The 20,912-nt window shown below is 26.1% G+C and carries 22 protein-coding genes, 1 pseudogene and 1 other annotated feature; of the genes and pseudogenes, 21 read left to right on the top strand and 2 right to left on the bottom strand.

Annotated features, from left to right (window positions below; all coding sequences use genetic code 11):
• Positions 1–94 precede the first annotated feature (94 nt).
• The 6 genes from A500_RS21050 to A500_RS02690 all read left to right on the top strand — a co-directional run bounded on the left by A500_RS21050 (position 95) and on the right by A500_RS02690 (position 5,613).
• Positions 95–316, top strand: coding sequence for an EAL domain-containing protein (locus A500_RS21050; RefSeq protein WP_341349932.1), 222 nt, complete (start codon positions 95–97; stop codon positions 314–316).
• A 48-nt stretch (positions 317–364) separates the two neighbouring features.
• Complete coding sequence (locus tag A500_RS02710) at positions 365–640, top strand: ATP cone domain-containing protein (RefSeq protein WP_016206052.1); 276 nt, start codon at positions 365–367, stop codon at positions 638–640.
• A gap of 95 nt (positions 641–735) precedes the next feature.
• Positions 736–1,548, top strand: coding sequence for a sugar-phosphatase (gene yidA / locus A500_RS02705; RefSeq protein WP_016206051.1), 813 nt, complete (start codon positions 736–738; stop codon positions 1,546–1,548).
• A gap of 243 nt (positions 1,549–1,791) precedes the next feature.
• The gene (gene asnB / locus A500_RS02700; RefSeq protein ID WP_016206050.1) at positions 1,792–3,630 is read left to right on the top strand and encodes an asparagine synthase (glutamine-hydrolyzing); all 1,839 of its coding nucleotides are present in this window, start codon (positions 1,792–1,794) and stop codon (positions 3,628–3,630) included.
• Positions 3,631–3,801: 171 nt separating this feature from the next.
• Entirely contained in the window at positions 3,802–4,599 is a 798-nt protein-coding gene (locus tag A500_RS02695) for a DUF4037 domain-containing protein (protein WP_016206049.1), read from the top strand.
• A 159-nt stretch (positions 4,600–4,758) separates the two neighbouring features.
• The gene (locus A500_RS02690; RefSeq protein ID WP_016206048.1) at positions 4,759–5,613 is read left to right on the top strand and encodes a CorA family divalent cation transporter; all 855 of its coding nucleotides are present in this window, start codon (positions 4,759–4,761) and stop codon (positions 5,611–5,613) included.
• 106 nt (positions 5,614–5,719) lie between these two features.
• Here the strand turns inward: A500_RS02690 and alr are convergent, their stop codons facing one another.
• Positions 5,720–6,877, bottom strand: coding sequence for an alanine racemase (gene alr / locus A500_RS02685; protein ID WP_016206047.1), 1,158 nt, complete (start codon positions 6,875–6,877; stop codon positions 5,720–5,722).
• A 417-nt stretch (positions 6,878–7,294) separates the two neighbouring features.
• Here alr and A500_RS21045 point away from each other — a divergent pair, with 417 nt between their 5' ends.
• The 11 genes and pseudogenes from A500_RS21045 to A500_RS02640 all read left to right on the top strand — a co-directional run bounded on the left by A500_RS21045 (position 7,295) and on the right by A500_RS02640 (position 14,661).
• On the top strand, positions 7,295–7,675 hold the full coding sequence (locus tag A500_RS21045; protein WP_016206046.1) for a GntR family transcriptional regulator: 381 nt from the start codon (positions 7,295–7,297) through the stop codon (positions 7,673–7,675).
• Positions 7,633–8,688, top strand: a complete 1,056-nt coding sequence (gene pdxR / locus A500_RS02675; RefSeq protein ID WP_016206045.1) for a MocR-like pyridoxine biosynthesis transcription factor PdxR — start codon at positions 7,633–7,635, stop codon at positions 8,686–8,688. Before A500_RS21045 ends, pdxR begins: the two co-directional genes overlap by 43 nt.
• 77 nt (positions 8,689–8,765) lie before the next feature.
• On the top strand, positions 8,766–8,978 hold the full coding sequence (locus A500_RS21040) for a hypothetical protein (protein WP_016206044.1): 213 nt from the start codon (positions 8,766–8,768) through the stop codon (positions 8,976–8,978).
• Positions 8,979–8,983: 5 nt separating this feature from the next.
• Positions 8,984–9,064: pseudogene (locus A500_RS22020) on the top strand (hypothetical protein); the annotation flags it as partial.
• 216 nt (positions 9,065–9,280) lie between these two features.
• Entirely contained in the window at positions 9,281–9,952 is a 672-nt protein-coding gene (locus A500_RS19870) for a hypothetical protein (RefSeq protein ID WP_016206043.1), read from the top strand.
• Between the two features lie 456 nt (positions 9,953–10,408).
• On the top strand, positions 10,409–10,885 hold the full coding sequence (locus A500_RS02665; protein WP_016206042.1) for a DUF2975 domain-containing protein: 477 nt from the start codon (positions 10,409–10,411) through the stop codon (positions 10,883–10,885).
• A gap of 10 nt (positions 10,886–10,895) precedes the next feature.
• The gene (locus A500_RS02660; RefSeq protein WP_016206041.1) at positions 10,896–11,297 is read left to right on the top strand and encodes a DUF5412 family protein; all 402 of its coding nucleotides are present in this window, start codon (positions 10,896–10,898) and stop codon (positions 11,295–11,297) included.
• Positions 11,298–11,360: 63 nt separating this feature from the next.
• Positions 11,361–11,888: a hypothetical protein gene (locus A500_RS02655; protein WP_016206040.1), complete on the top strand. Its 528-nt coding sequence runs from the start codon at positions 11,361–11,363 to the stop codon at positions 11,886–11,888.
• A gap of 165 nt (positions 11,889–12,053) precedes the next feature.
• Positions 12,054–12,548 carry a DUF2975 domain-containing protein gene (locus A500_RS02650; RefSeq protein ID WP_016206039.1) on the top strand — a complete coding sequence of 165 codons (495 nt, stop codon included), beginning with the start codon at positions 12,054–12,056 and terminating at the stop codon, positions 12,546–12,548.
• 14 nt (positions 12,549–12,562) lie between these two features.
• Positions 12,563–12,769 carry a helix-turn-helix domain-containing protein gene (locus tag A500_RS02645; RefSeq protein ID WP_016206038.1) on the top strand — a complete coding sequence of 69 codons (207 nt, stop codon included), beginning with the start codon at positions 12,563–12,565 and terminating at the stop codon, positions 12,767–12,769.
• Between the two features lie 41 nt (positions 12,770–12,810).
• Complete coding sequence (locus A500_RS02640; protein ID WP_016206037.1) at positions 12,811–14,661, top strand: DUF4153 domain-containing protein; 1,851 nt, start codon at positions 12,811–12,813, stop codon at positions 14,659–14,661.
• A 136-nt stretch (positions 14,662–14,797) separates the two neighbouring features.
• On the opposite strand, the gene A500_RS02635 is transcribed toward A500_RS02640, so the two are convergent.
• Positions 14,798–16,042, bottom strand: a complete 1,245-nt coding sequence (locus tag A500_RS02635) for a glycoside hydrolase family 3 protein (protein ID WP_016206036.1) — start codon at positions 16,040–16,042, stop codon at positions 14,798–14,800.
• A gap of 247 nt (positions 16,043–16,289) precedes the next feature.
• Between A500_RS02635 and A500_RS02630 the strand changes: the two genes are divergently transcribed.
• The 4 genes from A500_RS02630 (at position 16,290) to A500_RS02615 (ending at position 20,852) form a co-directional block, all read left to right on the top strand.
• The gene (locus A500_RS02630; RefSeq protein ID WP_016206035.1) at positions 16,290–16,775 is read left to right on the top strand and encodes a hypothetical protein; all 486 of its coding nucleotides are present in this window, start codon (positions 16,290–16,292) and stop codon (positions 16,773–16,775) included.
• Positions 16,772–17,305: a permease gene (locus tag A500_RS02625; RefSeq protein ID WP_016206034.1), complete on the top strand. Its 534-nt coding sequence runs from the start codon at positions 16,772–16,774 to the stop codon at positions 17,303–17,305. Before A500_RS02630 ends, A500_RS02625 begins: the two co-directional genes overlap by 4 nt.
• 83 nt (positions 17,306–17,388) lie before the next feature.
• Positions 17,389–17,620, top strand: a binding site (T-box leader).
• Positions 17,621–17,684: 64 nt separating this feature from the next.
• Positions 17,685–19,346, top strand: coding sequence for a glutamate--tRNA ligase (gene gltX, locus A500_RS02620; protein ID WP_016206033.1), 1,662 nt, complete (start codon positions 17,685–17,687; stop codon positions 19,344–19,346).
• Positions 19,347–19,646: 300 nt separating this feature from the next.
• Positions 19,647–20,852, top strand: a complete 1,206-nt coding sequence (locus tag A500_RS02615) for an NAD(P)/FAD-dependent oxidoreductase (protein WP_016206032.1) — start codon at positions 19,647–19,649, stop codon at positions 20,850–20,852.
• Positions 20,853–20,912 lie beyond the last annotated feature (60 nt).

Here is a 20,912-nt window from a genome sequence, read left to right as displayed (position 1 = left end):
CATCTTTTAATTATATAAAGATGCTACCTTTGGATACAATAAAAATAGATAGAAGTTTATTAATTAGTGTTGAAACTGATAAAAAACATTAGCAATTATAGAGACATTAATAAAGTTATCACATACTTTAGATTTAGATGTAGTATGTGAGGGGGTAGAAATAAAAAGTCAAATGGATTTACTTAAGGATATAAATTGTGATAAAATACAAGGATTTTATATAAGTAAGCCGTTGAACTCAAAAGATTTCGAGGATTTTGTAGTGAGGTTTAATAATATAAATATTAATAATAAAGAAGTTGCAACAACACTTTAGCTTAATTTTAATAATCTTAAAAATACTTATTATGGGAGGTAGAATTTTATGAAAATAATTAAAAAGAATGGAAGGCTTGAGGACTTTAATATTAAAAAAGTGAAAATAAGTATAGAGAATGCAGCAAGAGATAGTGGAGCAATGGTAAATGAGTCCGATTTAAAAATAATAATTAAGGATGTTGAAAAATATTTGTTAAATATAAGAAAAGATTCTTTAATTACATCAAGCTATGAAGTAATCGGTGTAGTGTTTGAAGTATTAAAAAGAGATGGCTTTAAATCAATTTTAAAAGCTTACATGGAATTTGATAAATTAAGTTAAATTTTATAGTGTTTTTAATCTTAATATAAAAATTCATTTATAATTGTAGTTATGTTATAATCAAAATAACTACAATTATAAACGGAGGACTAAGGATGTATAAATTAGTAGCAATGGACATGGATGGTACTTTACTTAGAGAAGATAAAAGTATATCAGATAGAACTAAGAAGGCTATTCAAGAAGCAAGAGAAAAGGATGTTACGGTAGTATTAGCAACTGGAAGACCAATTGAAGGTGTTTTGAGATATTTGGAAGAATTGGATATGCTTACAGAACATGATTATGTACTTAGTTACAATGGTGCATTAGTTCAAAAAACAAAGAGCAAAGAAGCAATAACTAAAGTGGCACTAAAAGGTTCTGATTTACATTATTTAAAAAAGTTAAGTGATGAATTAGGTGTTAATATTCATGCTTTTTGGGAGAAAAAGGGTTTAATAACTCCTAAAAATAGCAAGTACACAGAAGTTGAAGCTCAAATTAACAATATAGATATTCATGAGATGAATATAGATTCTATAGCTGATGATGAAGTTATGATAAAAATAATGATGATAGATGAAGCAGAGATTTTAGGTCCAGCTATTGAAAAGTTACCTAAAGAAGTATATGAGAAATATACAGTAGTAAGAAGTACACCGTATTTTCTAGAGTTCTTAAATAAAGAGGCAAATAAAGGTGTAGGAGTAGAATTATTAGCAAATCATTTAGGAATTAAAAGAGAAGAAATAATAACATTAGGTGATGCAGGAAATGATATTCATATGATTGAATATGCAGGACTTGGAGTTGCAATGGGAAATGCCTTTGATGAAATAAAAGAAATAGCAGATTACATTACAGATACAAATGAAAATGATGGAGTTGCTAAGGTAATAGAAAAATTCATACTAGGAAATAGCTAAAAGTTAAAAGTTAAAGAGTTAAGGAAGTAATTCATATTTGCTGAATTATTGATAATAAAAGGCTTCTTAGGATTTTATCCTAAGAAGCTTTTTTCTATAATCTAGTGAACTAGATTATTTCAACAACTTTTACACTTTTCACTCTTTCAATTTTTAATTTCTCCCCCGTATTTTTAAAGAACTATTGTCAAAACATAATCATATAACTATATATAATAGAGAAATATAGAAAGAAGGATGATTATGTGTGGAATAACAGGATTTATAAATTTTAAGGAAAACATTAAGAATAATATTTCAACCTTAAAAGCTATGACAGATACACTAATTAATAGAGGTCCAAATGCCGAAGGCACTTATATATCAAATAATGTAATGTTTGGACATAGAAGACTTATTGTAGTTGATCCAGAAGGCGGAAAGCAACCTATGAAAAAGGTTATAAATGGAAAAGAATATGTAATTATATATAATGGAGAATTATATAATACAGAAGATTTAAGAAAAGAATTGATAAAAGAAGGATGTACTTTTAAGGCATATTCAGATACAGAAGTATTACTTGTAGCTTATATTAAATGGGGAGTAGATTGTATTAAAAAGCTAAATGGAATTTTTGCTTTTGCAATTTATGATGAAAATGAAAAACGAGTTCTACTTGCAAGAGATGTGATGGGAGTTAAGCCATTATTTTATACTATTAAAAATGGAACATTTATTTTTGGCTCAGAAATAAAAGCATTATTTAAGCATCCATATGTTGACCCAGTAGTAGATAAAGACGGCTTAACAGAATTATTTGCTTTAGGACCTGCAGTTATACCAGGAACAACAGTATATAAAGGAATAGAAGAAGTAAAACCAGCTCAATATATAATAGTAAAGGAAGATATTATAAAAAAAGATGTGTATTGGGAACTTAAAGCAGAGCCATTTAAAGAAACAAAAGAAGAAGCAGTTGAACATGTAAGGGAATTATTAATTGATGCCATTGATAGACAATTGGTAGGAGATGTACCTCTTTGTACATTTTTATCTGGAGGATTAGATTCTTCAGCTATATCAGCAATTGCAGCGGAAGAGTATAAAAAAAGAAATAAAATATTAACAACTTATTCAATAGATTATGAAGATAATGAGAAATACTTTGAATCATCATTATTTCAGCCAACTTCTGATCAACATTTTGCTGAATTTATGTCAAAATATATAGGAAGTAATCATAGAACTGTTGTATTAAATCATAAAGATTTAGTTACTGCTTTAGAAGATGCTGTAATAGGTAGAGATTTACCAGGAATGGCTGATGTAGATTCATCTTTATATTTATTTTGTAAGGAAGTAAAAAAGGATTTTGTAATAGCATTATCTGGAGAATGTGCTGATGAATTGTTTGGAGGATATCCATGGTTCACAAATGAAGAAATGATAAATGCTAAAACTTTTCCTTGGTCTAGATTTATAGGTGAAAGAAAAGCAATATTAAATCCAAGTTTAAAAAACTTAAAAATAGAAGAAGTTGCTCAAGCAGCTTATAGTGATACTTTAAAAGAAGTTCCACATTTGACAGGAGAGAGTAAATTGGAGCATAGGATGAGGGAACTATTTTACTTAAATTTAAGATGGTTTATGGTTAATTTATTAAACAGAAAAGATAGGATGAGTATGGCAAATAGTTTAGAGGTTAGAGTACCTTTTGCAGATTATAGAATAGTAGAGTATGCATTTAATATACCATCAAATATAAAGCTATTAGATGGTAGAGAAAAAGGATTATTAAGAAAGTCATTAGAAGGAATACTACCTGACTCAATAATATATAGAAAAAAGAGCCCATATCCAAAAACTCATAATCCTATATATACTGATATGGTTTGTAGTATAATGACAAGAATATTAGATGACAAATCTTCACCTATTTTAGAAATAATAGATAAAGATAAGGTAAGAGAAATTGTAAATACAAAAGGTACAGCATATAAGACACCTTGGTTTGGTCAATTAATGACAGGACCACAAATGATAGCATATTTAATTCAAATGAATAATTGGTTAAGTGGATATAAAGTAAAGTTAATATAGATTTAATGAGAGCTGCTTAATAACAGCTCTTATTAAAATTCTAAATTATATACAATACTAGTCTTTTATTCAAAAAATACATATAAATAGATTATTTTTTGTATATATTTATAATTCATTTATAAATATATACGTAGTAAAATTTAATAGAGAATAAAAGGGGGAGAGATAATGGATAAAGAACTAGAATTAATTTTAGAAGAGCTAATAAAAGATTTTAAAAATATGAAAGAGGTTGCAGCTATAAGTTTTGCAGGATCTTCTACATCAAAAAGAAATGATTCTTTATCAGATATAGATATTGATATATTTACTTATTCTGATATCTCAGTAGAATTAAGAGAAAAAATAATCAGCAAGTATGCAGAGTATAAAGAAGTAGGAAATGATTATTGGGGGCAAGGTGATGAATTTATATTAAAAAATAAAAATATTCCAATAGATATAGCTTATTTTGGAATATCATGGATAGAAGATATAGTAAATAATATACTGGCTAACTATAATGCATCTGTAGGATACAGTACGTGCTTTTGGTATAATATAAAAAATTCAGATATAATTTTTGATAGAGAAGGAAGATTTGCTAAGTTAAAAGAAATTTCAAACTGCAAGTACCCAGTTAAACTAAAGAAAAATATTATAGAAAAGAATTATCCTTTGTTAAAAAACAATATCTCTTCTTACTATAATCAAATAAGTAAAGCAATAAGTAGAAGTGATATAAATAGTATTAATCATAGACTAGCAGGTTTTATGGCAAGCTATTTTGATATAATATTTGCTATTAATGAGATACCTCATCCCGGAGAAAAAAGACTAATAAATATAATTAAAAATACATGTACTAAAATACCAAAGAATTTTGAAGAAGATATAAATAATATTTTAAAGTCAGCTGGCAATTTAGATAAGGAGTTATTAGTAAAATTAGATTCTTTGATAGATAGCTTAGATGATATAATATAATCTTAAAAGTATTTTATACCTAATTAAAAATATCTGAAGTTTATGGTTATTTAAACAATATAAGTATTTTATCAACCTATGTATTTAAGTGGATAAATATTGTATCTTTATTTTATGGGAACTATAATGTAAATAAAAGCTTTTAGTTAGGATGATATTATGGCAACAGCAATTTATAGAAATGGTAGTATAAAAGAAGGTATAAATATAAGTGAAAAATCTTTAAATGTCGTTGGGTATTTATATAACTCAGATAATTTGAAAAAGACTAGTGACAAAGTTTTTACTAATATTCATAAAGACATAATAATAAGAAGTAAAGAAATGATATTTTTAAAAATACCAGTAGTAATAGATGGAAGCAAGGTTATAGTTGATGCAGTTATTGATAAAGATGAATTTATATTAAACTATGAAAGTGAAATATTAATAGAGTTTCTAAAAGAAAAAATATCCTTGCATGAAAAGATAGATAAGAATATGTTATGTTTATTTTTATTTCAATACTTCTCATATTTATATACTGAAGAATTATTAAGTATAGAAGAGAGGGTAGATGACTTATTTCAAGAAGCGGTTTATAAAGGAAATGCAGATAATAAAGAAATATTAGAAATAAAAAAATCAGTATCTCTAATAAAAAGATTTACTTCCTATTATAAATCCATGTTAACATATTTAGATGATGAATTTAGTTGTTTAGATATTTATAATAAAGTTTTATTAGTACTGGATAACACTTTGAATTTAGTGGATAACATTGAAGCTTCTATATATTCTTGTATTGATATATATAATTCTGAATTATCAAATAAAATGAATAAAACAATGCAGCTTTTGACTGTTATAACAGTATCTACATTGCCTTTAACAATTGTATCAGGAATATTTGGAATGAATTTTCAAAATATGCCGCTATTAAATAGTAGTAATGGATTTATTGTTTCAATAGGTATTACTTTAATTATAGTATTATTAGAATTAATATATTTTAAAAGAAATAATTACTTGTAACTTATAAGAAATTTAAATATTAAAAATTAAAGGAGCTGTAGAAATACAGCTCCTAAATTATACATTCAAACATGATAAAATTTATATATTAAAAAATATACTTTAATTACATAAGATATCTTATACCAAGTGTCTTATAATCTTTTATATATATTCTAGGAGCTCTTCTTCCAATAAGGCAAAGAATTTCATAGCTTATTGTATTTAAAATTTCAGCCATATCGTCAGCATCAAATTTTATAGAACCATCAGAACCAAGTAAAATTACTTCATCATTAAGAGAGACATTTTTTATATCAGTTATATCAATCATAAACTGATCCATACAAACATTCCCTATAATTGGGGCAAATTGTCCATTAATAATGACTTTACCTTTATTAGAAAGGCCTCTAGAATACCCATCAGCATAACCAACTGGCAATGTTGCAACTATTGTTTTTCTTTTTGTTTTAAAGGCTTTACCATATCCAATATATTCATCTTTTTCTACTTCTTTAATGTGAATAATCCTAGTTTTCCATGTTAGAACAGGTTTTATATTAAAGTTAACTTTATCAACTTCATTTGATGGATAATAACCATATTGAATTATGCCAGGTCTTACATAATCATAATGACTATCAGGTAAATCCATTATTGCAGCACTATTAGATAAATTTTTATTATTAACAGGTACTCCTTTTTCACTAAGAACATCCATAAATGAATTATAAATTTCAAGTTGATTTAAAGAATAGCTCTTATCCTTAAAATCTGCAGTGGAAAAATGAGAGAAAATGCTTTCTATTTCTAAGTTATCTAATTTTGATATCTTTACTATTTCTTCTATTGAATTATCATTTTTTCTAAAGCCTATTCGCCCCATTCCAGAGTCTATAGCTATATGAATTTTAACTATTTTGTTTAAAAGTTTTGCTTTATTATTAAGGTTTAAAGCAAATTCATAACTAGATATAGTTGGTTCTACGTCATAATCTAATAATGCATCTATTGCGTAGTCTTCACTAATTCCAAGTAACATTATAGGAGCTTTAATTTCACTTTCTCTAAGCTCAATTGCCTCTACGATATTTGCAACGGCAAGTTTATCAATTCCATGGTTAAGTAAAATCTTAGATACCTCAACAGCTCCATGACCATAAGCATTTGCTTTTACAACTCCAATTATTTTACTATTATTAGATTTTTTCTTTATCTGCTCTATATTATATATTAAATTATTCAAATTAATTTCTGCCCAAATTGGATGTAATAAATTCATATCTAAAACTCCTTATTATTATTTGACTTGTTAATAATATCATTGATATTATTATATACATAAACTGAGTGTTTGATAAGTACCAGTTTACATCAATTTAATGAGGTCAGTTTTATTTTGCGGAGCAAAATAATTTAAAATGAAAAAATTATAGAGAAAAATCATTAAGGGATTTTTTTATGAAAAGAGTTTCTTACAGCTAACAGTGCAAATTATTATCAAGGTTATGGTTAATAAGAAATAGGGTAGCAGAGCTATCAGGGAATAAGAAACAGGGGATAAGTATTAAATTTTTGGAGGTAAGATAATTAAAAAATAATGATTAACAATTTATATATTTATTTTATTATTACGTGCTACTTGTTCCCTGAGCCCTGTTACCTAAATATGAACTAGGTAAAATGAAAGGAAATTATTATGGATATTATTGGCATAAACTTAAGACAAAATAGTGAAATTCCTCTATATATACAACTGTATGATTTCATAAAATCTCAGATACAAAATGGAAATTTAAAATCTAATAGTAAGTTACCTTCTAAGAGAAAGCTTTCTAAGTATCTTGATATTAGTCAAAATACTGTTGAAGCAGCTTATGGTCAGCTTATTACTGAAGGCTATATAACATCTATTCCTAAAAAGGGTTATTATGTTTCAGAGCTGCAAGGAATAATAAAAATAAATACATCTAATATTACAAATAGTAATAAGAAATCTGCAAAAAAGAAATATAAGTATGAATTTTTTCAAGTAGAGTGGATCTTGAAAGTTTTCCTTATTCAACGTGGAGAAAAATAAATAAAGATTTAATTAATGAAGAAAATAAAGAATTATTACAAATAGGTCACTCACAAGGAGATAAGAATTTGCGAGAAACTATTTCAGAGTATTTAAGATTTTCAAGAGGAGTAAACTCTAATGCAGACAATATAGTTATTGGAGCAGGAACAGAATATCTAGTACAGATTTTAATAAACATTTTGGGGAGTGAAAAAATTTATGCAGTGGAGGAACCAGGATATTATAAAATTAAGAAGATATTAAAAATTAGAAAAACAGAAATCAAGCCTATAAGGTTGGATAATCAAGGAATTGATGTTGATGAATTATACAAAAGTAATGCTGAAATTGTTCATATAACACCATCACATCAGTTTCCAACAGGTAAAATAATGCCGATAAGCAGACGAATGCAACTTTTATCTTGGGCGCAAGAAAGTGTAAATCGATATATAATAGAAGATGATTATGATAGTGAATTTAGATTTGAAGGAAAACCAATACCAGCCCTTCAAAGCTTAGATACAAGAGGGAAAGTTATATATATTGGAACATTTTCGAAATCCTTTGCTCCTTCAATTAGAATAGCGTATATGGTGTTGCCAGATGAATTAATAAAAGAATATAGAGAAAATTTCAGTTTTCTAATTTGTACAGTTTCTAGATTAGATCAACAAGCATTATATAGATTTATAGAAGATGGGTATTTTGAAAGACACTTAAATAAAATGAGGAATATTTATAAGAAAAAGAGAGAGTTCTTAGTTTCATTAATCAAAAAATATTTAAGTAATACCGAAATAATAGGAACTAATTCAGGATTACATTTGCTATTAAAGGTTAACAATGGAATGTCAGAAAATGAGCTTATTAAAAATGCAGAAGAAAAAGGGATAAGGATTTTGGGACTATCCAATTCATATGATGATATAAAATTTGATACAAAAACAATTTTCTTAGGATACGCAAGTTTAAATAATAGTGATATGGAAGAGGCTATAATATTATTAAAAAGTGCATGGAATATATAACATTTATTCTGATAATTAATTTTTATATAGGAATAATATAAGTAGATTATATGATTATTAAAAGGAGAAATTATATTATGGCTTATATAAATTTTAAAGAAGAAGTATATGTAGCTAAAATTCAATTAGAAAAGAGAGTTATTAATAATGAAAAGTTATTTAATGAAATAAAAGATAGTAATAAGCTATCTAATGATTACATTCCAAATGAAAAGTATAGTTATAGAGAGTTTAATGATGTAGTTTTTGCGGGGGACATTCAAAAAAAGAAGAGGATTTTGAAGAAGTAGGCAATATAGATATAATTTGTACTAAATTTATAAATTGTAAGTTTTCTAACATAAAATTTAGTGGGTGTAGATTTATTGGCTGTAAGTTTACTAATTGTGAATTTATTGGAGGAGGAGCATTATTTCAAGAGTGTATTTTTGTTAAGCAAGAAAGTGATACAATTCCTAATCTCAATAAAGAAGATAATTTATCTTGTGAATTTAATGAATGTAAAATATACGTAAAGTTTTTAAATTGCGATTTAAGTCATATTATATTTAAGAAATGTTATTTAAAAGATACTAATTTTGAATTAAGTGATATGAGCGATGGAATGATTTTTGATTGTGATTTAAAAATGATAATAGTAATAGATACTAATTTATCAGGGGTAAAGATAGTTGGTTCATATATAGAAGATTTGGAGTTTCGAGATAAATATAAAAGTAAATTAGATGAAAAAACTTTTATAGATAAAATAAAGTTAAGAAAAAAGAACAGAGAAGAATATGAAGGAATATATACAGTTTATGAAAATATAGCAGATAAATTTAAAGATAATAACTTAAATAATAATTTTGGAGAATATTATTTCTTATGCAGAAAGACACAAATGAAAGTATTGAAACCTTTACCAAAAATTTCATCATTCTTAGGATTAATAACTTGTGGTTATGGAGAAAGACCTTTATATGCTGCATATTTTTCTTTAGTTGCAATATTTATTTTCTCCATATTATATTTATTATTTGGAATTAAAGTAGATGAAGAAATAATTAGATATACCTGGACAAATGATGGATTTATAATAAGAAAATTCTTAAAGGATTATAATGAAAGTTTAAATTTAAGTGTTGGAATGTTTGCAGCAGTAGGAATGAATGAAGCTCAACCAGCACCAATATCATATATGCTTAGCAATATAGAAATGATAATCGGAGTATTAATGATGGGAATAGGAACAGGATCTTTAGTGAAGAAGATAGTAAGATAGAGACTTTCCAGTATATTCACAAGGTACAGTGTAGTTTTTTATTTAGATAACAAGGAACAAGAATCAGGTAAAAGGTAACAGGGAAGAGGGAACAGATAACAGGTGTGGATTTTACAAGCAAAATAATTAACAATTTTTATTTTATGCTTTTAATGGGGTTGTTTCAACATTAGGGTTGGAACAACTTTTGTTTCATGATAAATAATAAAATTATATTAATAACAAATAAAAATATATTGTTTTTCAATAAAAAAGACTTGAAAAACAATTAATTAAGTAGTAATCTATAATAGATTCAGAAAGTTAGGTAAAAGCTATGAAAATTACAAAAGAGAAACGTAATTATATATTACTATCGATAATGGGAATAAATATATATTAATTATTACAAGTAGCATTACCAATTTCATACTTTCAAAGGATTATATGATTTTTAGAAAAAATGAGGAGGTTTTTATGAAAAGAGGAACAACACTATTTTTAAAATTAGCCATTACTATTATTGGAATTCCTATTATCGCTTTAGGTATGTTTGGGATGTATTGGTTAGGAAATAATCCAGTAGATTCTAATTATTCATATATATTATATCCTATTTTAATAGGTATATATGCATCAACAATACCATTTTACATTGCATTATATATGGCTTTTAGACTTTTAATTTATATTGATAAAAACAAAGCTTTCTCACTAATTTCCATAAAAGCTTTAAACAATATAAAATACTGCGCAGTAACAATAAGTATCTTATATGTAGCAATAATGCCATTTGTTTATCTTTTAGCAGATAAAGATGATGCACCAGGGCTTATAATAATTGGAATGGTTCCTATATTTGCTTCAATGATAATTACAGTATTCTCTGCTGTTCTTCAAAGACTTTTACAAGAAGCTATAGATATAAAGTCAGAAAATGATTTAACAGTATGAGGTAAATAACGTGGAAAAGTTTAATGATGAATTGAATGAAGATGAAGAAATAAAAAGAATTAAGAGAACATCTACTATAGCATTGGTATTGGTTTTAATTATTTTATCACTACTTATTGGTGGTATAGTCTTTTTAAAATCTATTTTTTCACCTAGTAAGGAACTTATTAATCAAACAGAATCTATGGATGGAAAGTATAAAATTGAGGCTTATCTCATATATGGTGGAGCAACTACAGATTGGGCTGTAAGATGTTACTTAAAGATAGATAATAAATTTGGTAAAAAAGTGATATATAATGATTATCATATAAAGGATTCTGAAATGATTTGGGAAGATAATGATACTGTTTATATTAATGGGCATAAAATAGAGTTGCCAGATGGAAAGTATGATTTTAGATATGATTAAATTAAGTTATACACAAACTCAATAAAATTTAATATTTTTATAAATATTAAAGGCGGTAAAATAATGGGGAGAGGGAAAAAGTTAATAGGATTTTTAGTAATAATATTTGTAGTTATTATTACTTATAATATTTTAAATAGAATAATGAATGATGACTTTCATAAATTAGGTAGAATTATAGGGGTTGATATACCTAAAGACTCAACTATTTTAAGATGGGATGATGGACATGGTGGATTTCATGGTGATGGTGAGGCTTATGCAGAAATTAAGCTAACTAAGATAGGCATGGAAAAATTTATTGTTGATGCAGCAAAAAATGAGATGTGGAATGATATTCCTTTGCCAAGGGAACTAAAAATAATTATTAATGGTGGAGATTATGATGGAATTAGCTATGATATAGGTAAAATGTCTAAAAATATTCCACAGGATATTCAAAAAGGTATTTATTATATTAGGGATAGATTTGCTGACAATTATCCAGAAAAAAAGCATACAGACATTAACTTAAGAAGTTCTTATAATGTGACTATATCTATTCTTGATTTTGAAACTAATAAACTTTATATTTATGAATTGGATACGTAGTAGTTAGTTTATAAATTTAAAAAAGTAATATGAGTATTATTGTATAATGATATAAGTTGCTAAAGATTTATTAAAAAGTTATAAACAAAAAATACTTTAGAAAGAAAAGAGGTGAGTTTTGGTAGGTGGAATACATTTTATATATTCACTTACTAAAGAAAAATTATGAATTTAAAAGATGAAAAGTTTTTATCTAAGATACTGGCAGCAATTTTAAATATTAGCATTGTATTTGGAGTAATTCTTACAATTGGAGTATTTTATACTACATTTTATAAAAGAAATATAGTAGATTTTATTACGAATGAGGGGGTAGTTGTACTATTACTAGTTGTGGGAATAAGCAGTTTATTTTATATAGTATTCCAGCTTAGAGGTATAATAAAAACATTAATATTAGGCGATCCTTTTGTTAGATCAAATGCTATAGCTTTCAAGAAAATATCAATATCATCATTAATTATAGCTTTATGTTATTTAATTAATTTATTTATAAATTCTAATTTTAAAGAATTTAAATTTATATATGTTGATAATATGGGAATCCATACTGATATGGAAGTATTTATATTTTTATTTGCATCAGCCTTTATCTTTATATTATCAAAGGTTTTTGATAAGGCAGTTACCTTTAAAGAAGAAAATGATTTAACAGTATGACAAAGGAGAAAAGCATGGGAATAATCGTAAATTTAGATGTCATGATGGCAAAGCGAAAAATTTCATTAAATGAACTAGCAGAAAAGGTTGGAATAACTAATGCCAATTTATCTATATTAAAAAACAACAAAGCGAAGGCAATTAGGTTTTCTACTTTAGAAGCTATTTGTAGAGAACTCAATTGTCAACCAGGGGATATTTTAGAATTTATAAATGACTGATGAATGTGTTTTGACATTATAAATTATTAATGGAGGTATATATGATTAATGCAGTTGCTTTAGTTTTAATGAAAGATAAAAAACTTCTTTTATTGAAACGTTCAAAAAATCGTCTACCAATAATAACTATGAAAAATGAGGAAACAGAAGAGGAATGTATAAATAGATGGAAACAACAGAATTTTGAATCGGAAAATTTACCTAGTGTTAAATATAATAAAAAAGTAGCTATAGAAGATTATAATATCAGTCTAATTTTTATGGATGCTACCAATCTAGATATAAAAATAATTGATGAAAATTTAGTTTTTGAAGATTGCATGTGGGCAAATAATTTAAATAGATTTGAAAATGAATTATTTAGATATATAATAACTCAATGCGAAATAGAGAATTATAAATCTCCAGCAATCGTATCTTTAAGAGAGTCTGTAAATATGAAAAGTAAGTATAAAGTAAAAAGCCAATTAATAGATTTTGAAAAGACTAAAATGGAGAATAATAAGGCTATAATACTTATTATCTTGTCTTTATTAATTGGGATATTATTTTCAAGATTTATCTTTGGATATTTAGGAGTTTCAGTACCAATATTAACTCTTTTAATGATAGTAATATTTATATTTTCGGTAGATATAAAAACTAATAGTATATTGGGATATTTCTTTTTAGTAATAAGTGTTATTCTATCATGCAGTTATGGAATCTTTACAAATGAATTATTTAGAGCCATGAATATCTTAATTATTCCAATAACATTATTTTCTGGATTTTTATTATTAACATATAATAATATCCCCTTTAAGTTACTAAATTTTGGAGCGGCTTTTTTAGAAATAATTATGGGTCAATCAATAGAAAATACAAGTAAGCTTCCATTAGTAGTTAAAGAAGTATCTAAGAAAAATGATGTAAAAGAAAATAAAAATATGAAATCTATAATAATAGGTTTAGTAATATCAGTACCATTACTTATATTTACAGGAATTTTACTTGCAGGTGCTGATGAAGTTTTTAATTATTATTTGAAAAATATATGGAATTTTCTGAATATAGAAAATATATATGATTTTATATTAAAATTTTTAATAGCAATAATAATTATGTTTTTAGTGTTTGGATTATATTATACTCTTAATTCAACTAAAATAAAAAAGGTTGGAAATGGAAAGATCAATAAATCATTTAATTCAACAACTATAATAACAATATTGGTTTCTCTAATAGCTTTATATTTAACTTTTACTAAGATACAAGTATCATATTTATATTTAAATAAAGAATTGCCAATTGGATTTGATTTTGCACATTATGCAAGAAGTGGATTCTTTCAATTAGTAACTTTAGTGGTAGTAAATATATCAATAATAACAGCAATGAATTTCAAGACAGCAGTTAATAGCATTAAAAGTAAAAATATTTTAAATGTTTTATATAGCTTAATAACAGTATTAACTATAAATATGGGAGCTTCAGCTATATATAAAATGAATTTATATATAAAAGAATTTGGATATACAAGACTAAGAATTCTAGTTCAAGTATTTACTGTATTTTTATGTATTTGTTTAATTACATTGCTTATATTTATATGGAAAAATAAATATTTATTCAAGCCAATAGTAATTGCAGGGTTAGTTATATATGTAGGTTTAAATTATTTTAATATAGATAATTATATAGCTAAACAAAATCTAGAAACAATTAGTACAAAATACGAAATAGATGATGGATATTTATCTACACTATCTTTAGATGCTCAAAATGCAGTAAAAGAAGGATATGAAAAAGGCATAATAGAAAGTCAGTATTATTTTAGATGGTTTAATAAAAAAGTTACTACTAAAAACTGGTACGAATACAATTATTTTAATAACAAAATAATTAGATAAAAATAGTAATAAAATGTGAAGCATTTTTCAGTTCACAATTCACAAGGCACAGTGCACAGTTGTTTTTATTTTATTCCCAAAACTGTGAACTGTGAATTGTGCGCTGTGAACTATATAAATTGCTTCGCAATTTATTTTAAAGTAGTCCTAAATCAATTTTCCATAAAAGAACTCTTAGTACGGATTCATTAATACGTTCTTCATTTATTTCTCCGTTTTGTATTGCTTGTAGTACAACTGGAATTTGAACATCAAAATCAGAAGCTATTAATAAGTCATTTCCAGCATTTATAGCTAATACGGCAGAATTATAATCTCCGATATACTCTTTAATAGCATCCATTTGCAAATCGTCAGTCATTATGACTTTATCATAGTTTAATTCATTCCTAATTATATTATGAACATTAGAAGAAAGTGAAGCTGGTAGATTTTCATCCATAGATTTTACTATATTATGAGAAACAAGTATGCTATCAGCACCTGCTTTTATCCCTGCCTCAAATGGAAGAAAGTCAGAAGTTTTAAAGATTTCGTAACTCCTTTCATCAATAGATATACCAGTATGAGTGTCTAAGTTATTACCATACCCAGGAAAATGCTTTAATGTAGAACCTATATTATTTTCTTTCATTGTAGTAACAACTGTTTTTATATATTTAGATGTTTCTATTGCATTTTTCCCAAAGGCTCTAGGATAAATATAATCATATGAATTAGTAGATACGTCACAAACAGGAGCCAAGTTAACATTTATGCCTAAGCTTTTTAAAAGTGTAGCTTTTTCTTTTGTATCGCTAATTATTAAAGGATATCCTCCCTCATTATATAAATCTTGAGGAGAGTAAAAAGGAACACCTCTAAAAGTAGTGTATCGACTTAATCTATTAACAATTCCACCTTCTTCATCAATACCTATAAGTAGTTTTATTTTAGAATTATCTTGATAAGATTTTAATGTAGTAGATAAAGAATCTTTTGTTTCATTTTTTACATTATCATCAAATAAAATAAATCCACCAACTTTATATAATTGTAAATCTTCAAGTGCAGTATTTTTTCTACATCTAACAAAAAACATTTGGCCAACCTTTTCATCTAAAGACATATTAGCTAAAATCTTAGAGGCCTTTTCCTTATTTGATATTAAGTGATTATTATTAGGCTGATTATTATTTTGATTGCTGCTATTGTTGTTATTTTCAGAAATATCATTATTATTACTAGTATTATCATTGTTGTCATTGCTATTAGAATCTGTATTATCACTGATATTATTTTTGTCTGTAATAATAGTTTTACCATTTAAAAGCTTATTTACTAAAAAACCAGAAAGTACTGATAAAGATACAAAAAGAACAATTAATATAAATTTTTTCATAGTTATAAGTCTCCAATTTTATTTTTTAATCACTTTATTAATAATTATACCCATAATATAATTATTAATTGACAAATACAATATTATAATATAAAAAAGTTATATTATTTCCATTTTAATAGTTTAATTAATTGTATATAACTAATTAGAGAATGAGTAAGTTTATAAAACTATACTAATTTCTTAATCACATAGATATTTATTTATTATATATTAATGATAAGAATAATTTTTAGAAGTGAGTATCATGAGTAGTATAATTCTTTATCTAATAGCTTTTTTATTATTTTTAATATCTTATAAAAGGGATAGAAGAAAAACTAAAAAAGCGTTATTAACTGGGGTGAAAGCTATAGAAAATATATTACCTCAATTTTTAGGAATAATATTAATTGTTGGTTTAACCCTTAGTATATTAAATCCTGAAATTATATCGAAGATAATAGGAAGCAACTCCAATATACTTGGTGTATTATTATCAGCAATTTTAGGAAGCATTGCTATGATGCCTACATTTGTAGCATTTTCTACAGGAGATATGCTACTTAAAAATGGAGCCGGAATAGCGCAAGTTGCAGCACTTATTTCAACACTTACTTTAATAGGGATAGTAACTATACCTCTTGAAGTAAAATATATAGGAAAAAAAGCAGCTATTTATAGAAATTTAGTAGCTTTTATTTTTTCTATTATAGTAGCATTTTTTGTTGGATTGGTGGTGAAAATTATATGATTAAGAAATTAGCAAAAAGGTATATATTCTTTATTACAGCATTGTTAATAACTATAATGATAACTGTATTTAATGATGATATAGGGTTACGATCATTTAATATTGCATTTTCTAGCTTTAAACAAATGATTTCTGTAGTTCCTCCAATAATGATAATACTTGGACTTATAGATGTTTGGATTCCAAGAGAAGCCATGATGAAGTACATGGGAGATGATTCAGGTATAAAAGGAATTTCTCTTGCAATATTGATAGGATCAATAGCTGCAGGACCTATGTATGCAGCTTTTCCATTTACAAAGGTTCTTCTAAAAAAAGGAGTTAGATTTAGCAATATAATAATTTTTATGAATGCTTGGTGTGTAACTAAAATATCTACTTTAATGTTTGAAATTTCTTCACTAGGATATAAATTTACATTAGCAAGGCTTTTAATTGATATACCTGGAGTAATAATAATGGGATATTTAGTTCATGCTTTAATGCCGAAGGATGAATTAGAGATGATTTATAAAAGTAATTTAGATTAAAAAGGCTATTGAAGCTAACTAAAAGGTATAAAATTATTTACAAATGTTAAAGGTATAGTTATAATGTTTATGGTAAAGTATAATAATAAGCTATGAAAGAGAAAAGTAGATAGATAGTCATATTACAGAGATTTAAGTAGTGGTGGAAGCTTAAAATTTGATACTATTGAAGGAAGCTCTAGAGCTATAAACTGAAACAGCATATTAAAAATTTTGCAAGTAGGTTTGTGGGTTCTCCCCTTAAAGAGAATGAGTGGGTTGATTTTTATTAACCAATTTAGGTGGTAACGCGGAATTTTGTCTTTCGTCCTAATATTTATAGGATGAAGGGCTTTTTATTTTTATAAAATTTTATAACTAAAGGAAAGGATAGATAAAGATGAGTTTTGAAAAGTTATCAGAATTAATATTCCCTAATATTGATAAAACACCAGAAGATTATATTGCAAAATATCCAAAAAGAAATTTAAAAGAAGGTGCAGTTGTAACTAGATATGCACCATCACCAACTGGATTTCAACATATTGGAGGAGTTTTTGCAGCATTAATAAATGAAAGATTAGCAAGTCAAACAGGCGGAGTTTTTTATTTAAGAATAGAAGATACTGACCAAAAAAGAGAAGTTGCAGGTGCTATAGAAGATACGATTCAAACTATGCATAACTTTGGTATGGATTTTAACGAAGGAATGACTGGAGATGATACTTCTAAGGGAGAATATGCTCCATATAGACAAAGTCAAAGAGCAGATATATACAGAGCCTTTGCTAAGGATTTAATTAAAAAGGGATTAGCTTATCCAGCTTTTGATACACCAGAAGAATTAGCAGAGCTTAGAGAAAAACAAACAGCTGCTAAAATAACTCCAGGGTATTATGGAGAATATGCTAAGGATAGAAATCTAACAGAAGAAGAAGCAATAAGAAAAATAAATAATGGAGATGCGTATATAATTAGATTTAAGTCACCTGGAAATATAGAAAATAGAGTAGAATTCCATGACTTAATTAAAGGAGATATAAGCTTCCCAGAAAATAATCAAGATATAGTTATAATAAAGGGAGATGGACTTCCAACATATCACTTTGCTCATGCTATAGATGATGCATTAATGAGAACTACCCATGTTATAAGAGGAGAAGAATGGTTATCTTCATTACCAATACATGTACAATTATTTGATGTGTTAGGTTTAGAAAGACCAAATTATGCTCATATTCCAACAATAATGAAAAATGATAATGGTTCTAAGAGAAAATTATCTAAGAGAAAAGATGCAGAAGCTGCAGTTTCATATTATAAAGAAGTTGGATATCCTGTTCAATCAGTTATTGAATATTTATTAAATATAATAAATTCAACTTTTGAAGATTGGAGAGCTGAAAATTCTACTGTAGATTATCATGAATTTGAAATAGCTTTAGATAAGATGAGTAAATCAGGTGCATTATTTGATATAGTTAAATTAAATGATGTAAGTAAAGAAGTTATTTGTAAGATGAAGGCTGATGCAGTTTACAATAATTATATAGCTTGGGCTAAAGAATTTGATAAAGAAATGTATGATTTAGTAACTGCAAATGAAGAAATGTCTAAGGAAATCTTCAATATAGATAAAGAAGGTCCAAAGCCAAGAAAAGACTTTGCTAAATGGGATGAAGTAAGAGGAAAAGTAGATTATTTCTTTGACAAATTATTCAATAAAGAAACTGCAGAAAATGTTGAACTTCCAAAGAACTTAACTTTAGATGCAGCAAAAGAAATAATAAAAGTTTATAAAGATAAATTTAACTTTAATGCAGGAAGTCAAGAAGCTTGGTTTGAAGATTTAAAAGAAATAGGATTAGAATTAGGATACTGTGCTAACAGAAAAGAATACAAAGCAAATCCAGATCGATACAAAGGAATGATTTCAGATGTAGCAGGAGCTGTAAGAGCTGCATTATCTCATAGAAGTAATACTCCTGATCTATATACTATTATGCAAATAATAGGAGAAGAAAAGACAAGAGAAAGATTTGAAGCATTTTTGAGCTTATAAAATGATAATATAAATAAGAGCTGTCCCATTGATGGCTCTTATTTTGTTATATTATAATATTTAATTCTTATGATCATCAAACTAAATTAACTAAGAATACAAATTGATAATAGTTATCAATTTGTGACTTGAATCACATCAATATTATTAATATAGATTTATAATAGGACTAGAATTAAAAAGTTAAAACAAAAATTTTATAATAAATTCGTAGTTAAAAAGCTAAAAAGAAAACTTTGTATTAATGTTTATATTTTAGTTAAAAATAATTATTTAATAATATAATTGGTGGTGAATTAATTGAGCAAAAATGTAGTTATAATTGGTGGTGGAGTTGCAGCTGTAAGTGCAGTAAAATCAATTAGAGAAGTTGATAAAGAAATAAACATACACATATTTCAAAATGAAAAATATTATCCTTACTATAGAATTAAATTGACCAAAGGTCTTTTTGATAATCTTGAGGAAGAGAAAATATTACTTCAAAAAAAGGAATGGTATGATTTAAATAATGTGAAATTATATTTTGATAAAGAAGTACTTTCTATTGACACTATGAATAATAAAATTAATTTAAATGATGGCATTTGCTTTGGGTATGATAAATTATTAATAGTAACAGGAGCTAGTAATTTTAAGCCTCCAATAGATGGAATAAACAAGGGAAATATTTTTACAATAAGGGAACTTGAAGATGTAAAGGCTATTAAGGATAGTGTAATAGATAAAAAAATTATATTAAATATAGGCGGAGGAATTCAGGGATTAGAAGGTGCATGGGCTTTTAGTCAACAAGATAAAGAAGTTATTGTAGTTGAAGCTTTAGAAAGATTAATGCCACGTCAACTAGATAAGAGAGCTTCTGAAATCTTACAGAATTTAATAGAAAAATTTAATATAAAAGTTCTTTTAAACTCCAAGGTAGAAAAGATAATTGGAGAAGGTAAAGCAGAGAGCATTATTTTAAATAATGGAACTAGAATTAAGTGTGATATGATAGTTTATTCTGTTGGAATAAGAGCTAATACGAAGATTTTAGAAAATACAGAAGTAAATGTAGCTAGAGGAATCATAGTTAATAATAAAATGCAAACTAATGTAGAAAATATTTATGCAGCAGGGGATGTTGCAGAATTATCAGGGCAAATAGGTGGACTTTGGAATGTAGCATCTGAAGAAGGAAAGGTTGCAGGATATAACATTGCAGGTAAAGAAGCAAGTTATTCTATCTTAACACCAGTTACAATGATGAACGCTTTTAATACTTCACTATTTTCAGTGGGGAATATAGAAGAAAGTTTCGATAAAACAATAGTAGAGGATGAGAAGGATGGAAAAGTCTACAAAAGACTATTCTTTAAAGATGATAAAATAATAGGAGCAATCCTTGTAGGAGATACTAAAGCTTCAATGATTTTAAAGAAAGCAATAGAAAATAAAACTATAATTTCAGATATGAATTCGTTAAAATCATTTAATGATATACTAGCAGAATTAAAAAAATAGTTATAAATATACAAATAGTATTGATGCTAATAAATATTACTTATCTTGTAAATCTTTGTA

The organism is Clostridium sartagoforme AAU1 (assembly GCF_000401215.1).
GTDB classification, from domain to species: domain Bacteria; phylum Bacillota; class Clostridia; order Clostridiales; family Clostridiaceae; genus Clostridium; species Clostridium sartagoforme.
This window is presented reverse-complemented; position numbering and strand designations above follow the sequence as displayed.